The 18,490-nt window shown below is 55.8% G+C and carries 15 protein-coding genes; 12 read left to right on the plus strand and 3 right to left on the minus strand.

All coding sequences use genetic code 11. From position 1 onward, the window contains the following. Nucleotides 1-108: 108 nt before the first annotated feature. The gene (locus tag ABLV17_RS04390; protein WP_108684058.1) at nt 109-1,377 is read right to left on the minus strand and encodes an OprD family outer membrane porin; all 1,269 of its coding nucleotides are present in this window, start codon (nt 1,375-1,377) and stop codon (nt 109-111) included. 377 nt (nt 1,378-1,754) lie between these two features. Next, nucleotides 1,755-2,513, minus strand: a complete 759-nt coding sequence (locus tag ABLV17_RS04395; protein ID WP_015369758.1) for a M48 family metallopeptidase — start codon at nt 2,511-2,513, stop codon at nt 1,755-1,757. Between the two features lie 279 nt (nt 2,514-2,792). Here ABLV17_RS04395 and tkt point away from each other — a divergent pair, with 279 nt between their 5' ends. From tkt to fbaA, 4 genes are all read left to right on the plus strand, one after another. Beyond that, nucleotides 2,793-4,784 carry a transketolase gene (gene tkt, locus ABLV17_RS04400; RefSeq protein WP_308958125.1) on the plus strand — a complete coding sequence of 664 codons (1,992 nt, stop codon included), beginning with the start codon at nt 2,793-2,795 and terminating at the stop codon, nt 4,782-4,784. 385 nt (nt 4,785-5,169) lie between these two features. Beyond that, entirely contained in the window at nt 5,170-6,189 is a 1,020-nt protein-coding gene (epd, locus tag ABLV17_RS04405; RefSeq protein WP_015369761.1) for an erythrose-4-phosphate dehydrogenase, read from the plus strand. Between the two features lie 51 nt (nt 6,190-6,240). After that, on the plus strand, nt 6,241-7,404 hold the full coding sequence (gene pgk, locus ABLV17_RS04410) for a phosphoglycerate kinase (protein ID WP_087859766.1): 1,164 nt from the start codon (nt 6,241-6,243) through the stop codon (nt 7,402-7,404). Between the two features lie 110 nt (nt 7,405-7,514). Beyond that, nucleotides 7,515-8,594: a class II fructose-bisphosphate aldolase gene (fbaA, locus tag ABLV17_RS04415; protein ID WP_004144748.1), complete on the plus strand. Its 1,080-nt coding sequence runs from the start codon at nt 7,515-7,517 to the stop codon at nt 8,592-8,594. A gap of 85 nt (nt 8,595-8,679) precedes the next feature. On the opposite strand, the gene ABLV17_RS04420 is transcribed toward fbaA, so the two are convergent. Beyond that, on the minus strand, nt 8,680-9,582 hold the full coding sequence (locus tag ABLV17_RS04420) for a carbamate kinase (RefSeq protein ID WP_087859765.1): 903 nt from the start codon (nt 9,580-9,582) through the stop codon (nt 8,680-8,682). A 327-nt stretch (nt 9,583-9,909) separates the two neighbouring features. Between ABLV17_RS04420 and ABLV17_RS04425 the strand changes: the two genes are divergently transcribed. From ABLV17_RS04425 to ABLV17_RS04460, 8 genes are all read left to right on the plus strand, one after another. Then, on the plus strand, nt 9,910-11,133 hold the full coding sequence (locus tag ABLV17_RS04425; protein ID WP_308958123.1) for an MFS transporter: 1,224 nt from the start codon (nt 9,910-9,912) through the stop codon (nt 11,131-11,133). A 13-nt stretch (nt 11,134-11,146) separates the two neighbouring features. Next, a complete protein-coding gene (locus ABLV17_RS04430) occupies nt 11,147-12,808 on the plus strand; it encodes an acyl-CoA synthetase FdrA (RefSeq protein ID WP_271032131.1) in 1,662 nt (553 codons plus the stop codon). Between the two features lie 16 nt (nt 12,809-12,824). Continuing rightward, nucleotides 12,825-14,087, plus strand: coding sequence for a DUF1116 domain-containing protein (locus ABLV17_RS04435; RefSeq protein WP_271032132.1), 1,263 nt, complete (start codon nt 12,825-12,827; stop codon nt 14,085-14,087). 40 nt (nt 14,088-14,127) lie between these two features. Then, complete coding sequence (locus ABLV17_RS04440; protein ID WP_271032133.1) at nt 14,128-15,018, plus strand: DUF2877 domain-containing protein; 891 nt, start codon at nt 14,128-14,130, stop codon at nt 15,016-15,018. Continuing rightward, nucleotides 14,918-15,850: an HTH-type transcriptional activator AllS gene (gene allS / locus ABLV17_RS04445; protein ID WP_032706364.1), complete on the plus strand. Its 933-nt coding sequence runs from the start codon at nt 14,918-14,920 to the stop codon at nt 15,848-15,850. Before ABLV17_RS04440 ends, allS begins: the two co-directional genes overlap by 101 nt. 129 nt (nt 15,851-15,979) lie before the next feature. Further along, a complete protein-coding gene (locus ABLV17_RS04450; protein ID WP_015369769.1) occupies nt 15,980-16,837 on the plus strand; it encodes a small-conductance mechanosensitive channel MscS in 858 nt (285 codons plus the stop codon). Between the two features lie 155 nt (nt 16,838-16,992). After that, on the plus strand, nt 16,993-17,634 hold the full coding sequence (argO, locus tag ABLV17_RS04455) for an arginine exporter ArgO (protein WP_015703435.1): 642 nt from the start codon (nt 16,993-16,995) through the stop codon (nt 17,632-17,634). Nucleotides 17,635-17,719: 85 nt separating this feature from the next. Then, nucleotides 17,720-18,487, plus strand: coding sequence for an oxidative stress defense protein (locus ABLV17_RS04460; protein WP_015369771.1), 768 nt, complete (start codon nt 17,720-17,722; stop codon nt 18,485-18,487). Nucleotides 18,488-18,490: the final 3 nt, after the last annotated feature.

The following is an 18,490-nucleotide window of genomic DNA, read 5'->3' on the forward strand; positions in this document are numbered from 1 at the left end:
CTTCCGGGGAGAGGGTACCGCACGGCACAGGGGGTTAATCAAGGCGCCGGACGGTTGCTCCTGCGCGCCGGGAGAGGGCCGGCCCGCAGGAGAGGGTTCATTACACGGTTAAAATACGTTAAACGGATATTCGACGTAGAACCGCACCTCATTACCGCTGACGTTATAGTCGCTGGCGTTGCTGGAAACGCGCAGCACCGAATAGCGTAGTCTCAATTTCAAATCTTTCGCCATGCCGTTTTGCACCTGGTACTGCACCTGGTTGAACCATTCGTGTTCTTTACCGTTGCTGGTCTCGGCGGTTTTAATGTTATCGCCGCGAACGTAGGCGGTGGTCCAGCTCAGGCCCGGTACGCCCAGTCCGGCAAAATCCAGGCCATAGGAGGCCTGCCAGGAACGCTCATCCTCGCCGTTAAAATCGGACCAGTAGGAGTTAGCCAGCCAGATGGTGTTGCCGCCATCGCCGACGCCGCCCTGATTCTGATACCCACCGTAGTGGTAGCCGGTGCTGCCGCTGCTTTGCTGGTAAGCGACTTTAAAGGTATGAATATCCCAGATATAGCTGGCGGCCAGGCTCCAGATGCTGTTGCTGCGCCCGGTGTCATTGGCGTCGGCATATTCTTGATCTAAGCGCGAGTTATAGCCATTGAAGTCAACAATCAACTGCTGGTCGGCGGCGAACGGCTGCTTGTAGTTCAGGCCGAGATACTGCTTATTCAGCACGTCCTCGACGTGTGAAGCGTATAGCGCGCCGCTGAGCTGGTCGTTGAATTGATAGCTGGCGCCGCCAAAGGCCAGGCTTTTCAGGCCGCTGTTGTGGCTGTCGTCGCTTTTGCGCTGCTGATCGGTGAGATACCCGGCGTTAATTTCCAGGCCGTCGATTTCTCTTGAGGTCAGCATGGTACCGGTATAGCTCTCATACAGCAGCCGCGAGTCATCGGCGTAGACGATAGGCAGCATCGGGCGCTGGCTGCCGTAGCTGAGTACGGTATTCGAGAAGCGCATTTTAGCGGTAGCGCCAAATTTGGCTAAATCGGACTTCGCGCGGCCATCATCATCCTGGGCGAAAAAGTCGATACCGCCCGCGCCGCTGCGGCCGCGGCCGCCGTCGAGGCGCACGGCGTACTGCGCAATGCCGTCAACGCCGAAGCCGACCGGCCCTTGAGTAAAGCCGGACTCGAAGGTAGCGATGATACCCTGACCCCATTCGGCTTTATCCGGCAAACCATCGCGATAATCGCGTTTGATATAAGCGTTACGTAAAAAGAGATCGAGGTGGCTGTCTTCAATAAAGCCCTGACTGGTAGATTGTTGGCTGGCGAAAGCCGGCGCGGCGGCAATAATGCCAAGTGCGAGTAATGGTAATTCTTTTTTCACTGAGGGCACTTCTCTGTCTGTCGATATATTCATGGGAATCACTGCCAGTCAGATATTGTCCTGAAATAATGTCGAAAGCAATCATTGTGTGAGCAGTTATTGCAGCCGGAAACAGGCTGTATGGCGCATGAGCCGTGCGCCAGGTAGTAAGGGGTGGACTATTTATTATTCGGCTAAAGACGATTCTGGAAGCCAGATAGTGTGCGGCCTTTTTAATTTACCAAATAATATATTTCTGAATCGCCGGGCATAAAATAATTGGCTGTGATGCGCTGTGATAATAATTAACGGTTTGTGCGCTTAAATTATCAATTGATGCGGCTAAATATTTTTACGGGTATATAAAAAAGGGAGGCAATAATGCCTCCCGCTGTCGCTTATTTAATACCGTCGGCCTTCATGCGATCGCGAATATGCTGCGCGCGGGCTTCCGATGCCGGGTGATCGTCAAACATGGAGCTCTGACGGCCGGCTTCCAGCTTGGCCAGTTTTTCGAAGCTGGTGGCCAGTCCCGATGGATTGATGCCGCGTTTACGCAGCAGGTCGTAAGAGTAGTCGTCCGCTTCCGACTCCTGGCGCTGGGAGAACTGCGAGTTCACCAGTTTTTCGCCGAGATCGCCCAGCTGCGACTGAGAAAGGCTGCCGACGATGCCGCCAGCGGAGGCCGCCGCCGCGCGCACGGCGTTAGTGCCCAGCGCGACCTGCATGCCTTTCTTCACGTGGCCCAACGCAACGTGGCCCATTTCGTGGCCGATAACCGCTTCTACTTCGTTATCGTTCATCAGGTTCATCAGGCCGCTGTAAACGCGGATGCAGCCGTTGGCCATCGCGAAGGCGTTGACGTCTTTTGTTTCATAAACCTTATAGTTGACCGGCTGGCCGTTGATGTTATCGCCCAGCGCGGCGGCAATCTTGCTCAGGCGTTTGCTGTACTCGCTGCTGGCCGGAGAAATAGTAGCTTTGGCGTCCATCTCTTTACACGCCTGGTCGCTTAAGGTTTTTACCTGTTCGTCGCTAAGAGAGTAGGCCTGGAATGCTTCCGCGCCCGAGCTCAGCAGGGCGTTGGAGTCCATGTTCTGACATCCGGTTAATGTTGCTGCGATCCCGAAGGCAAGAAGGGTTGAGCGAATTTTCATTTTTATCTTCCACAATCTTATGGTTTTTTATCTGAATAATGGGCGACGACGGACCCGCCTCGTCCTGTGCAAAGTATAAATAGTATCTCATGATCCGGGCGAGTGGATTCCGCGGCAGCACAACGTGTTCCAGAGATTTCTTAATGGGCAAAAGGATGCTCCATGTACATGCTTTGTCGCTTGGGTTACATTGTTCACACTTTTTTCCGGCGTAGCCCAAAACGCGCTCTCGTCAAGTCGTTAAGGGCATGGCCTTATAACATCCGAACTGGAGTCAAAATGTCCTCACGTAAAGAGCTTGCCAACGCTATTCGTGCGCTGAGCATGGACGCTGTACAGAAAGCCAAATCCGGCCACCCTGGCGCCCCGATGGGCATGGCTGACATTGCCGAAGTCCTGTGGCGTGATTTCCTGAACCATAACCCGCAGAACCCGTCCTGGGCCGACCGCGACCGTTTCGTGCTGTCCAACGGCCACGGCTCCATGCTGATTTACAGCCTGCTGCACCTCACCGGTTATGATCTGCCGATTGAAGAACTGAAAAACTTCCGTCAGCTGCACTCTAAGACTCCGGGCCACCCGGAAGTCGGCTACACCGCAGGCGTGGAAACCACCACCGGCCCGCTGGGTCAGGGTATCGCTAACGCAGTCGGTATGGCTATCGCGGAAAAAACGCTGGCGGCGCAGTTTAACCGTCCAGGGCACGACATCGTTGATCACTTCACCTACGCCTTCATGGGCGACGGCTGCATGATGGAAGGCATTTCTCACGAAGTGTGCTCCCTGGCTGGTACCCTGAAACTGGGTAAACTGGTGGCGTTCTATGATGACAACGGCATCTCCATCGATGGCCACGTTGAAGGCTGGTTCACCGACGATACCGCGAAACGCTTTGAAGCCTACGGCTGGCACGTGGTGCGCGGCGTTGACGGTCACGACGCTGACGCCATCAAACGCGCGGTAGAAGAAGCGCGCGCGGTCACCGACAAACCGTCCCTGCTGATGTGCAAAACCATCATCGGCTTCGGTTCGCCGAACAAAGCAGGCACCCATGATTCCCACGGCGCGCCGCTGGGCGACGCGGAAATCGCACTGACCCGCGAAGCGCTGGGCTGGAAATACGCTCCGTTTGAAATCCCGTCTGACATCTATGCGCAGTGGGATGCGAAAGAAGCCGGCCAGGCGAAAGAAGCCGCGTGGAATGAGAAGTTTGCCGCCTACGCCAAAGCCTTCCCGCAGGAAGCAGCCGAATTCACCCGTCGTATGAAAGGCGAAATGCCGTCTGACTTCGACGCGAAAGCTAACGAGTTCATCGCTAAGCTGCAGGCGAACCCGGCGAAGATCGCCAGCCGTAAAGCATCGCAGAACGCCATTGAAGCGTTTGGCCCGCTGCTGCCGGAATTCCTCGGCGGTTCTGCTGACCTGGCGCCGTCCAACCTGACTCTGTGGTCTGGCTCTAAGCCGATCAACGAAGACACCGCCGGTAACTACATCCATTACGGCGTACGTGAATTCGGTATGACCGCGATTGCCAACGGTATCGCGCTGCACGGCGGTTTCCTGCCGTACACCTCTACCTTCCTGATGTTCGTCGAGTATGCGCGTAACGCGGTACGTATGGCGGCGCTGATGAAACAGCGTCAGGTGATGGTCTACACCCATGACTCCATCGGTCTGGGCGAAGATGGCCCGACTCACCAGCCGGTAGAGCAGGTGGCTTCCCTGCGCGTCACGCCGAACATGTCCACCTGGCGTCCGTGTGACCAGGTTGAATCCGCGATTGCGTGGAAATATGGCGTAGAGCGTCAGGACGGCCCGACCGCGCTGATCCTCTCCCGTCAGAACCTGGCGCAGCAGGAGCGTACCGAAGAGCAGCTGGCAAATGTGGCCCGCGGCGGTTATGTGCTGAAAGATTGCGCCGGCCAGCCGGACCTGATCTTCATCGCCACCGGTTCAGAAGTGGAACTGGCGGTTGCCGCATGGGACAAACTGACCGCCGAAGGCGTGAAGGCGCGCGTGGTCTCCATGCCATCCACCGACGCGTTCGACAAGCAGGATGCGGCCTATCGTGAATCCGTACTGCCGAAAGCCGTTTCTGCCCGCGTAGCGGTAGAAGCCGGTATCGCGGACTACTGGTTCAAATACGTTGGCCTGAACGGCGCCATCGTTGGCATGACCACCTTCGGTGAGTCTGCGCCGGCTGAGCAGCTGTTTGAAGAGTTCGGCTTCACCGTTGACAACGTTGTTGCCAAAGCGAAAGCACTGCTGTAATCGCTGGTACGGTGCGGGCTGATGCCCGCACCTCAACCCTCTCCCACAGGAGAGGGTGTGAACACCAAAAACGGTAACCCCTGAGTTACCGTTTTGCTTTTATCTCGCCACCCGGTTTTTTTGTAGGCACTATTCCTCGAACATGTAACTACCCTGTAAATTATTCCAGAGAAAATGTGACGCAAGTCATATAGCTGGTTTATTGCTCTGGACAAACATTCCTTTTATTCCGACTTTGGCTTATTCTAGCTGAAGCGTTTCAGTCGTATAAATGTTCGACAATTAATCAATCAGTCGCAGTTTGCGACAGGTAAGGTTCCCCTAAAGGCGTTGCTGGATTACTCTGTCAGCCACCTCAAATCAGGGATAACCTTGCAGGAGACCTATGACCATACGCATCGCGATTAATGGCTTCGGTCGCATAGGACGCAACGTGGTTCGCGCTTTGTATGAATCCGGGCGTCGTGCGGAAATCACCGTGGTGGCGATCAATGAACTGGCGGATGCCGCAGGCATCGCGCATTTATTGAAGTACGACACCAGCCATGGCCGTTTTTCCTGGGATGTTCGCCAGGAGCGGGAACAGCTGTATGTCGGCGATGACGTCATTCGTCTACTGCATGAGCCTTCTATCGCCGCGCTGCCCTGGCAGGAGCTGGCGGTGGATGTGGTGCTGGACTGTACCGGCGTATACGGTAGCCGTGAACATGGCGAAGCCCATCTTCAGGCTGGCGCGAAGAAAGTGCTCTTTTCACATCCTGGCGGCAACGATCTCGACGCAACGGTAGTCTTCGGCGTCAACCATGATGAACTGCGCGCGGAGCACCGCATTGTCTCCAACGCCTCCTGCACGACCAACTGCATTATTCCGGTCATTAAACTGCTAGATGATGCCTACGGCATTGAGTCAGGAACGGTCACGACAATCCACTCCGCGATGCACGACCAGCAGGTGATCGATGCCTATCATCCGGATCTGCGGCGCACCCGTGCGGCCAGCCAGTCAATTATTCCGGTTGATACTAAACTTGCGGCGGGGATCACCCGTATTTTCCCGCAGTTTAACGACCGTTTTGAGGCGATCGCGGTACGTGTACCGACGATTAACGTCACCGCAATAGACCTGAGCGTGACGGTGAAAAAACCGGTAAAGGCCTGTGAAGTCAACCAGTTGCTGCAAAAAGCAGCACAGGGAGCATTTCATGGTATAGTTGACTATACGGAATTACCGTTGGTCTCGACAGATTTTAACCACGACCCGCACAGCGCCATCGTTGATGGTACGCAAACCAGGGTCAGTGGCGCGCATCTGATCAAAACGTTGGTCTGGTGCGATAACGAATGGGGCTTTGCTAACCGAATGCTCGACACGACGTTAGCGATGGCTGCGCAAGGTTTCAGGTAAGGCGCTGCGGCGCTTGCAAAACTTTATCAAGAATCAACGAGAGGATTCACCATGTCTGTAATTAAGATGACCGATTTGGATCTGGCTGGTAAACGCGTTTTCATCCGTGCTGATCTGAACGTACCGGTTAAAGATGGCAAAGTGACCAGCGACGCGCGTATCCGCGCCTCCCTGCCGACCATCGAACTGGCGCTGAAACAGGGTGCTAAAGTAATGGTTACTTCTCACCTGGGTCGTCCGACCGAGGGCGAGTACAACGAAGAATTCTCTCTGTTGCCGGTTGTTAATTACCTGAAAGACAAACTGTCTAACCCGGTTCGTCTGGTTAAAGATTACCTGGATGGCGTTGACGTTGCTGCCGGTGAACTGGTGGTTCTGGAAAACGTTCGCTTCAACAAAGGCGAGAAAAAAGACGACGAAGAACTGTCTAAGAAATACGCTGCGCTGTGCGACGTATTCGTCATGGACGCTTTCGGTACCGCGCACCGCGCTCAGGCTTCCACCCACGGTATCGGTAAATTCGCCGATGTCGCTTGCGCAGGCCCGCTGCTGGCCGCTGAACTCGACGCGCTGGGTAAAGCGCTGAAAGAGCCGGCTCGTCCGATGGTTGCTATCGTTGGCGGTTCTAAAGTTTCCACCAAACTGACCGTTCTCGACTCTCTGTCCAAAATCGCTGACCAGCTGATCGTTGGCGGCGGTATCGCTAACACCTTCGTTGCCGCTCAAGGCCACAACGTTGGTAAATCCCTGTACGAAGCGGACCTGGTTGACGAAGCTAAGCGCCTGCTGAGCACCTGCGATATCCCGGTTCCGACTGACGTTCGCGTCGCTACCGAGTTCTCTGAAACCGCCACCGCGACCCTGAAATCCGTTAACGACATCAAAGATGACGAGCAGATTCTGGACCTCGGCGACGTTTCCGCTCAGAAGCTGGCTGATATCCTGAAAAATGCCAAAACCATCCTGTGGAATGGCCCGGTTGGCGTATTCGAATTCCCGAACTTCCGTAAAGGTACTGAAATTGTCGCTAATGCTATCGCAGACAGCGAAGGTTTCTCTATCGCAGGCGGCGGTGACACCCTGGCGGCGATTGACCTGTTCGGCATCGCTGACAAAATCTCCTACATCTCCACTGGCGGCGGCGCATTCCTCGAATTCGTGGAAGGCAAAGTTCTGCCGGCAGTAGCAATGCTCGAAGAGCGCGCTAAGCAGTAATTTAGTTCAGGCGGGGAAACCCGCCTGTTTTTCAGCGCGCTAACGTACAATTTTGTACAGCTCGCGAACCTTCTTCAACGGTCGAAGATACAGATACAGGACTAAGTAACATGTCTAAAATTTTTGATTTCGTAAAACCGGGCGTCATCACTGGCGACGACGTTCAGAAAGTGTTCCAGGTAGCTAAAGAAAACAACTTTGCTCTGCCAGCGGTAAACTGCGTGGGTACTGACTCCATCAACGCCGTTCTGGAAGCTGCTGCGAAAGTTCGTTCTCCGGTTATCGTTCAGTTCTCTAACGGCGGCGCTGCGTTCATCGCGGGCAAAGGCGTGAAAACTGACGTTCCGCAGGGTGCTGCTATCCTCGGCGCTATCTCTGGCGCGCATCACGTTCACCAGATGGCTGAACATTACGGCGTGCCGGTTATCCTGCACACTGACCACTGCGCGAAGAAACTGCTGCCGTGGATCGACGGCCTGCTGGACGCGGGTGAAAAACACTTCGCTGCCACCGGCAAACCGCTGTTCTCTTCCCACATGATCGACCTGTCTGAAGAGTCCCTGCACGAAAACATCGAGATCTGCTCTAAGTACCTGGCTCGTATGGCCAAAATGGGCATGACTCTGGAAATCGAACTGGGCTGCACCGGCGGTGAAGAAGACGGCGTGGACAACAGCCACATGGACGCTTCCGCACTGTACACCCAGCCGGAAGACGTTGATTACGCGTACACCGAGCTGAGCAAAATCAGCCCGCGCTTCACCATCGCCGCTTCCTTCGGTAACGTACACGGCGTTTACAAGCCGGGTAACGTAGTTCTGACCCCGACTATCCTGCGCGACTCTCAGGAATATGTTTCTAAGAAACACAACCTGCCGCACAACAGCCTGAACTTCGTATTCCACGGCGGTTCCGGTTCTTCCGCTCAGGAAATCAAAGACTCCGTCAGCTACGGCGTTGTGAAAATGAACATCGATACCGACACCCAATGGGCGACCTGGGACGGTATCCTGCAGTACTACAAAGCGAACGAAGCTTACCTGCAGGGCCAGCTGGGCAACCCGAAAGGCGAAGACCAGCCGAACAAGAAATACTACGATCCGCGCGTATGGCTGCGTGCCGCTCAGACCTCTATGGTGACTCGTCTGGAGCAGGCATTCAAAGAGCTGAACGCGATCGACGTTCTGTAATTTCGCTTGCTGCGAGCGTAACGAAGGGAAACGGCGTTTCCTTTCATTACCGGCATAAAAAAGGCTTCCTGCGGGAAGCCTTTTTTTAGCGACTTACGCAGGTGCCTTTTTCCCCGGCTAATATCTGTGGCGCATCCTTTAACGCGCCGATGAAGGCGTTATTTCCGGTCTGTTTGACAAACTGAATGACCGCTTCCGCCTTCGGCCCCATTGCGCCGTCCGGCGCGGCAAACGGCGCGAGTGTAGCAATGGTGGCCTGACGTAACGGGCGAGCCTGCGGCGTCCCCCAATCAACATAGACCGCATCGGCATCCGTCAGTATCAGCAGGTGGTCGGCATGAATGGCGCTGGCAAGCGCCGCCGCCGTCAAATCTTTATCGATAACCGCTTCGACTCCCCGGTAACCGTGCGTATCGGCAACCACCGGGATCCCGCCGCCGCCGCAGCAAATTACCAGATGACCGGCATCCATCAGCGTCTGAATGGCCGCGCTATCAACAATATTTAGCGGCCTGGGGGAAGGGACCACCCGACGGATATAGTCGCCATCCGCTTTCATCTGCCAACCATAGCGTTTTTCCAGCTCCGCCTGCTGCTGCGGCTGATAAACCGGGCCAATATATTTCCCCGGCGCCGCGAAAGCGTCATCATTTGCCGCCACCTCTACGCGCGTCATCAGGGTGCTGACCGGCGCACCGGCGTACTGCATCAGTTCCTGAGCGATAGCGAAGCCTATCATCCCCTGACTTTCCGCGACCAGAATATCCAGCGGCCAGGCGGGAGATTCCTGATAGGCGGCGTTTTGCAGCGCCAGCAATCCTACCTGCGGGCCATTACCGTGCACGATCACCAGTTGGTAATCGCGGGCTAATTCCGCCGCCATCCGGGCAAAAAGTTGAATGCTGCGCTGCTGATTTTCCGCGCTGAGCACTTCTCCGCGCTGCAGCAGTGCGTTACCACCCAGCGCAATAACGATTTTCTTTTTCATGATGACCTCATTGAATTATAGAAGTGCGCTAAAAATATCGTTTTAGCGGCCAGGTAATGTGATGAGATCGCCACTTTATCGAGAGTAAAAAATATCTCGCTAATAAATATTATATTCGCTGGTTTTATTTAAATGTTTTTAAAGATGATTATTAGATTTTTTTTAATAATTTCGTCAGCAGTCTTTAGGAATTTAAAACAATGGATTTTGTGTGACTTTGTTCAAATGAAATACATGGTTACCCCGATATGGTTAGCGGAGTTAAAACATCAATCCTTCACCCATCCTCTGGGATGGCCTGAGGTGAATATTGCCGGGAGATAGCTTATGTCAGGAACGTATGAGGTAACCGAGGTGACCAAAAGAAAAGGAATACCCGCCTGGTGGGTCACGGTATTTCTTTTCTGGTTAGGTTGGGTATTTATGTATGCCGATCGCACGGTTTTAAATCCGGTGATGGGTGAGCTGGAAAAAGAGTTTGGTTTAAGCGGAACGCAATTAGGAGTACTCAACTCCGTATTCTATTTTTCTTATGCATTGCTACAGGTGCCGGCAGGGATCCTCGGGGACAAAATTGGTAAGAAAAAAGTGCTGGTGCCTGGGTTTATTCTGTTTGGCGTTTTTACCGCGGTCACCGGCTGGGTAAAAAGCTGGTATATGCTGCTGTTTGCCCGCGTGGTCACCGGCGCAGGCGAGGGGACATATTATGGCCCGCAGTACGGCTTGTCTTCCGAGCAGATCCCGAAAAAATTTCGCTCGCTGGGCAGCGCGATTATCAATAGCGGAATGGCCTTTGGCATCGCGCTGGGTCTGATGACCTCCAGCTGGCTGGTCTATGACCAGGGTTACTCGTGGCGGATGCCGTTTTATGCCATGGCGATACCTTCGGTGCTGGTAGGGGTTGCTATCTGGCTCTTTGTGAAAGAGAAAAAGCGCACCGCCGACGCCGAGGGCAAACCGGTACAAAAAGGCAAATTTAGCGATCTGTTGAAGAATCGTAATTTAATTCTGACCTATATCATGGTGTTCTGCAGCCTGTTTGGTTTCTTCGTTATTCTGACCTGGCTTCCTTATTATCTGCAAAACGAGCGCGGTATTGCCGGTAGCGAAACCGGATTTATTTCGTCGCTGGTCGCGTGGATCTCTATTCCCGGCGCGCTGTTGTTCTCAGGGCTGTCGGATAAATTAGGTCGCCGCAAACCGTTAATTTTATTCCTCGTGCCGGTGGCGATTGCCAGCATGATTTCCATTATTTGGATGCCGAGTATGACCGGCGTCATCGTGGCGCTGTGCGTGTATGGCCTGGTTGGCAAACTGGCGCTGGATCCGGTGCTGGTGGCGCTGGTCGCCGATAGCGTCGATGAAACCAATTACAGCACCGCGTTTGGTTTATTTAATTTTATCGGGATGAGCTCATCGATTCTGGCGCCAATTATTGCAGGGGCGGCGCGCGATATTACCGGCAGTCTGGCTTCGAGTTTTTATGTTTCCGCGGCGCTGCTGGTCATTGGTCTGGTCGCTATGCTGTTTTTAAAAGAAAAACGCACATAAAGAGGTAGCGGTAATGATTTACGCTTTTATTAAAAAGGGAAGCTTTCAGGATTCCGTAAGCCTGATGATTATTTCCCGAAAATTAAGTGAACGCCCGGAAGTGGATCAGGTTTCGGTCATGATGGGCACCCCGGCGAATAAATCGATGCTGGAGTCGACCGGATTCTGGCATCCGGATTTCGCCGAGGCGACGCCCAACGATATTTGTGTCGCAGTTCGCACGCAGGAAGCGCAGCCGGAAATTCTCGATTTAATCCGTGAACAGTTAGAGAAAGAGCTGAGCGCTATCGCTAATGCATCAGGCAGCTCAACGCAGCTGGTCAAGGCGCGGCGCTGGGAGAGCGCCTGCCAGAAATTACCGGACGCGAATCTGTTGCTGGTTTCGGTGGCAGGGGAGTACGCCGCCGGGGTGGCGAAAGAGGGATTGTTAGCCAATAAGAGCGTGATGCTGTTTTCCGATAACGTCCCGTTGGAGCAAGAAGTTGAACTGAAAACGCTGGCTCGCGAGAAGGGGCTCATTGTGATGGGACCGGACTGCGGAACGGCAATGATCGCCGGCAGTCCACTGGCCTTTGCCAACGTTTTACCGCAGGGCGGAATTGGCGTCATCGGCGCATCGGGGACCGGGATCCAGGAAATCACCTCGCAGGTGGCGCTGCATCAACAGGGAATTAGCCACGCCATCGGCCTTGGCGGGCGCGATCTCAGCGCCGAAGTCGGCGGCATCAGCGCCCTGACCGCGCTGGAGATGCTGGCGGCCGATAGCGCGACGCAGGTTATCGCTTTTGTCTCCAAACCGCCTTCGCCACAGGTGCGTGCCCGCATCATTGCCGCCATGCAAAAACAGAATAAACCGGTGGTGGCGCTGTTCCTCGGTAGCCGTGCCGAGCAGCGCCGCGAGGGCAACGTCTGGCTGGCGAACTCGCTGGCGGACGCCGCGCAGCTGGCGGTACTGCTGATGCGGGTAGCGCAACAGCGGCAGAGCCAGCCGCAGGTTGCAGGCAAGGGGATTTATGGCCTGTACGCTGGCGGTACCCTTGCCGCCGAGGCCGCGATGCTGCTCTCCGATCATCTGGAAGTGCCGGTCAGCGATAGCCACGCCGAGGGCGTGATGCTGGAAGCCGGCGGGCATCGCATTGTCGACCTTGGCGACGATAGTTACACCCTCGGCAGACCGCATCCGATGATCGACCCAACCACCCGTAGCATTGAAATTGAGAAGCTGGCGGCAATGCCGGAAGTTGGCGTGCTGTTGCTGGATGTGGTGTTGGGCTATGGCGCCTGCGCCGATCCGGCCGGGGCGGTGGTTGAGGCCATCGAGCAGGTCCGGCGTAAACGTGCCGCGCCGTTGGTGGTCATCGCCACCATGACCGGCACCGATGCCGACCCGCAGGGCCGTAGCGAGCAGATAGCCATCCTGCGCGATGCCGGGGTTGCGGTGGTCGAAACCCTCGAAGAGGCGACGCTACTGGCGGTTAGCCTGACGCAGCATCAGCCGCAGAGCGAATCGACAGCGCATAACCCGCTGCTCGACGGCGTGCAGGTCATTAATGCCGGGTTGCGCAGCTTCGCGCTGGATCTACAAAGCAGCGGTACGCCAGTGGTGCATTATCAGTGGGCGCCCGTTGCCGGCGGTAACGCTCGTCTCGCCAGTTTACTCAAGCAGTTACATTAAGTTCAGAGGTATGGATATGTACTCATCAATTGCACAGGCTAACGAAGCCATTATCGAACGAATTAAAGCCGCGCGCCCGCATTGGGTTGCCGTCCGTCCTGCGAAAGAGGCGGTGGCTGAACTATCTTCTGGACGTAAATTACTGCACGCCGGGCCGCCAATCGCCTGGCAAGAGATGACCGGGCCGATGCGCGGAGCCTGTATCGGCGCATCGTTGTTTGAAGGCTGGGCGACGAGCGAAGAAGAAGCCGTGCGGATGCTGGAGCAGGAAGAGGTGGAATTCATCCCTTGCCACCACGTGGGCGCGGTGGGGCCGATGGGCGGGATCACCTCGGCGAACATGCCGGTGCTGGTGGTACGCGATGTGGTTCATGGTAACCAATCCTGCTGTAACCTGAATGAAGGGATCGGCAAAGTGATGCGCTTCGGCGCCTACGGCGAGGATGTGCAAACGCGTCTGCGCTGGATGCGCGACACGCTCGCGCCGGTGCTGCAAGAAGCGCTGTCACGAATGGAAAACGGCGTTGACCTGACGGCGATGATGGCGCAGGCGATTACCATGGGCGATGAGTTCCACCAGCGTAATATCGCCGCCTCGTCGCTGCTGCTGCGCACGCTGTCGCCGGTCATTGCCGGCCTGGATCGGCCGAATGCGGAAATTGTCGCCGTGCTGCAGTTCCTCAGCGTTACCGATCAGTTCTTCCTCAACCTGGCGATGGCTTACAGCAAAGCGGTGATGGATGCGGCGGCGGAAATCAAAGCCGGCTCGGTGGTGACCGCCATGACCCGCAACGGCCGCGAGTTCGGCATTCGCGTCAGCGGTACCGGCGATCGCTGGTTTACCGCACCGGTGAATACGCCGCAGGGGCTGTTCTTCACCGGCTACAGCCAGGCGGATGCTAACCCGGACATCGGCGATAGCGCGATTACCGAAACGCTGGGGATCGGCGGCGCGGCGATGATTGCCGCACCGGGCGTGACGCGCTTCGTCGGCGCTGGCGGCATGGGCGCGGCGCTGGAAACATCGGAAGAGATGTCTGAAATCTATCTTGCCAACAACCCGCTGTTCCAGATCCCATCATGGGATTTCAAAGGCGCCTGTCTGGGATTGGATGTTCGTCGGGTCGTGGAAACCGGCATCACGCCGCTTATCAATACCGGTATTGCCCACCGCGAAGCGGGGATAGGCCAGGTGGGGGCGGGAACCGTTCGCGCGCCGCTGCTGTGCTTTGAGAAAGCGCTGGAGGCGTTGGCCGAACTGCACCACATCACTGCCTGAGTCGTGAGAGGGGCGGCGCTGCCGCCCCGGAGAGACGCCGATGAAAACCCTCAATGCGCTGGCCTGTACCGGCCTTGAACAGTTAGCCGACGGCGTGTGGCAGCGCCATAGTCAGTTTTCACAGGCGGTTAATTTCGCCCACGCCGATGGAACTTTACTGACGCTGTTTCGCTACGGTAAAGGTATTGGCCCGACGGGTATTCTATTTAGCAGCACCGAGTTTGCGCAGTTGGCTAATCTTCCGCGGCTGGTTAAGCAAGGGCGCTTGTTGTGGGGTGAGGGCGTTGCCATCCGCCCGCGTCGGACGCTCAAACTTCGCTTTCCCGTCGGCCGCTCGTTTCTTCTCAATCTTTCGGCTTATTCATGCCAGAGCGGACTATGCGCCGCGCTCAATCAGCCGCTGGCGGATAGGCCGTTTTATTCATCTATTATGGGCGAGCTTGAGCGCTGGCGGCGCGGCGAGCGCCCGGACTGGGAATGGCTGATTGGCAATGGGCCAGGATTAACCCCCAGCGGCGATGATATGCTCGCCGGGATGCTGGCGGTGCTGCACGGCGCCGGTTTTTCTGACCGCCTGCACGCGTTTATCCCCCCGGCGGATCAACTTACCTCGCTGACAACTTCGGTAAGCTGTAGCTATCTGAATAGCGCCAGGCGCGGCGAGTTTTCGCTGCCGGTGGTTAAGGTGATGCGCGGGCTGCAATCGACCGGCGATCCTAAGCGGGCAATTCAGCGTTTGCTGGCGGTAGGTCATACTTCTGGGGCTGATACCCTGCTGGGGATGGCATTCGCGCAGCACTGGTTACAGAGAGTGGATTCAAGGAGAACGCATGCTCGATCAGGAAACCATCCGCACGTTTATACAGGTCGCCGAGACCGGGAGTTTCTCCCGCGCGGCCAGTCTGCTGCACAAAACGCCAGCGGCGATTAGCTATCGTATCAAAACGCTGGAAGAGCAGGTGGCAACGCAGCTCTTCTTACGCACGACCCGATCGGTAAGCCTGACGCTGGCCGGGCAACATCTGCTTGAGCACTGTCGGCAGTGGTTGAACTGGCTCGACGTGATGCCCGATGAACTCCAGCAGATTAATGCCGGCGTCGAAAGACAGGTTAATATCGTTATCAATAATCTTCTGTATCAGCCGCAAAGCGCCGCGGATCTCCTGACCTGGCTACATCAGCAGTTTCCCTTTACCCGCTTTCAGCTTTCCCGCCAGGTCTATATGGGGGTCTGGGACTCTTTGCTATACGACGATTTCCAGCTGGCGATTGGCGTCACCGGCTCGGAATCCCTGTCCAACAATATCTCTTTATTGCCGCTCGGCGATATTCGCTGGCAGTTTGTGGTGGCGCAGAATCATCCCCTTGCCACTCATCCCGCGGCGGTGCTCTCCGACGATGCGCTACGCCGCTATCCGGCAATTAATATTGAAGATACATCGCGGACTCTGACGCGTCGTGTCGCCTGGCTGCTCAACGGGCAAAAAGAGATCAAGGTGCCGGATCTCAGCACCAAGCTGGCCTGCCATCTTAGCGGCCTGGGGGTCGGCTTCTTGCCGGAGCGGATGTGTCGCGCTTACCTGGAGTCCGGCGCGCTGGTGGCCCGTGCGGTCGCCAACCCCCGCCAGCCTTCGCCGCTCTCCGTTGCCTGGAAGAATGCCGGCAGCGGCAAAGTTGTCAGTGAAATCGCCAGGGCGTTCGAGCGCAAAGAGGCATTAGTCAGCGGTTTTTTGCGGATGGTGGATCGTCCTGCGCAAGCGTAATGCTGCGTTAGTTTCATCTGGATCAGATTGAGAAATGGCATCTTCGGTGGTTTTTGTTTACCTTTAAAAGGTCATTTTCGTGAGAATGATCTCATTTGCTTTTTTTTGATATGACCCAAGGATTACTAAATGGAAGATTTGAACGTTGTCGATAGCATCAACCATGCCGGGACCTGGCTGGCGCGCAACCAGGAGTTGCTGCTGAGCTATGCCGTCAACATCGTTGCCGCTATCGTTATCCTGATCATCGGGATGATCGTGGCGCGCATCGTTTCTAACACCGTCAACCGTCTGATGCTGGCGCGTAAGATAGACGCAACTGTCGCCGATTTTCTCTCCGCGCTGGTGCGCTACGCGATTATCGCCTTTACGCTGATTGCCGCCCTGGGCCGCGTTGGCGTGCAGACCGCCTCAGTGATTGCCGTGCTGGGCGCCGCCGGTTTGGCCGTGGGTCTGGCGCTGCAGGGGTCATTGTCGAACCTTGCCGCAGGCGTACTGCTGGTGATGTTCCGCCCGTTCCGCGCCGGTGAATATGTCGATCTCGGCGGCATCGCGGGCACCGTGCAGAACGTGCAGATTTTCTCCACTACTCTGCGTACCGTCGATGGCAAAATCGTGGTGGTGCCGAACGGCAAAATCATCGCTGGCAATATCATTAACTTCTCCCGTGAGCCGGCGCGCCGTAATGAGTTTATTATCGGCGTCTCCTACGATGCCGATATCGATAAGGTGAAACAACTGCTGACCGCGATTATCGAATCCGATGACCGCATTCTGCGCGATCGCGAAATGACCGTTCGCCTTAATGAACTGGGCGCCTCTTCGGTAAACTTCGTGGTTCGCGTATGGAGCAAAAGCAGCGACCTGCAAAACGTCTACTGGGACGTGCTGGAGCGCATTAAGCGTGATTTCGACGCTAACGGCATCAGCTTCCCGTATCCGCAGATGGACGTACACATGGTAAATCAGCAGGAAAAAGCGCAGTAATTTTTTCCTGCTATGGCACAAGACCGGCACCGCCGGTCTTTTTTTTGTCTTTGTGCATTAGCTTTACTTATTAATGATTAAAATTATCAATTTCCGCTAATGATGACGACACGCTATATTCTCCGGCATTAACGATGAAACCGGAAAATTAAACGATGCTATCTTATTACTTTCAAGGGCTTGCGCTGGGCGCGGCGATGATCCTGCCGCTCGGGCCGCAAAACGCTTTCGTGATGAATCAGGGGATCCGCCGCCAGTATCATTTAATGATTGCGCTGTTGTGTGCGCTTAGCGATCTGGCGTTGATCTGCGCCGGAATTTTCGGCGGTAGCGCGCTGCTGATGCAGTCGCCGTGGCTGCTGGCGCTGGTCACCTGGGGCGGCGTCGCTTTCCTGTTATGGTATGGCTTCGGCGCGCTGAAGACGGCGATGAGCAATAATCTCGAGCTGGCCAGCGCCGAGGTGATGAAGCAGGGGCGCTGGAAAATCATTGTTACCATGCTGGCGGTGACCTGGCTTAACCCTCATGTGTATCTCGATACCTTTGTGGTGCTTGGAAGCCTCGGCGGACAGCTGGCAGTCGAGCCCAAACGCTGGTTCGCGCTGGGGACGATTAGCGCGTCATTCTTATGGTTCTTCGGCCTGGCGCTGCTGGCCGCGTGGCTGGCGCCGCGTTTACGCACCGCGCGGGCGCAGCGAATCATCAACGTGCTTGTCGGGCTGGTGATGTGGTTTATCGCCCTGCAGTTGGCAAAAGATGGCCTGCAACATATACAGATGCTCATCAACCAGGCTTAGTCCGATGGACTTTCCGCGCGTAAGCGCTAAGCTAGCTGGCATGCGTCCTTAAAATGGGCGACCTAAGCAAGATGGAGAAACGACAGTGAAGTTAAAAGTCTTAGCCCTGGCGGCAGCACTCGGATTCAGTACTATGGCGGCGCAGGCAAGTGAATTGCCGGATGGCCCGCATATTGTGACTTCAGGCACAGCAAGCGTTGCAGCGGTTCCGGATATCGCCACTCTGGCGATTGAAGTTAACGTCGCGGCAAAAGATGCGGCATCGGCAAAAAAACAGGCTGACGATCGCGTTGCGCAATATCTCTCTTTCCTTGAAAAGAGCGGCATTGCCAAAAAGGATATCAGCTCGGCGAACCTGCGTACCCAACCTGATTACGACTATCAGAACGGGAAAAGCATCCTTAAAGGCTATCGCGCGGTGCGTACCGTCGAAGTTACCCTGCGTCAGCTCGATAAGCTGAATGGCCTGCTGGACGGCGCGCTGAAAGCGGGGCTGAACGAAATTCGTTCCGTATCGCTGGGCGTTGCGCAACCGGATGCCTACAAAGATAAAGCGCGTAAAGCGGCTATCGATGATGCGGTGCATCAGGCGCAGGAGCTGGCTGCTGGCTTCCACAGCAAGCTGGGTCCGGTCTATAGCGTGCGTTACCATGTTTCCAACTATCAGCCGAGCCCGATGGTTCGCATGATGAAGGCGGCTGACGCCGCGCCGGTCTCCGCGCAGGAAACCTACGAGCAGGCGACCATCCAGTTTGATGATCAGGTTGACGTGGTCTTCGAACTGCAGCCAGCACAGGCCGCCGCGCCTGCCGCGCCGGCGAAACCAGCGGAAGCGCCGAAACCGGCTCAGTAAGCC

It is taken from the genome of Klebsiella sp. CN_Kp091, from assembly GCF_040065095.1.
GTDB classification, from domain to species: Bacteria; Pseudomonadota; Gammaproteobacteria; order Enterobacterales; family Enterobacteriaceae; genus Klebsiella; species Klebsiella aerogenes.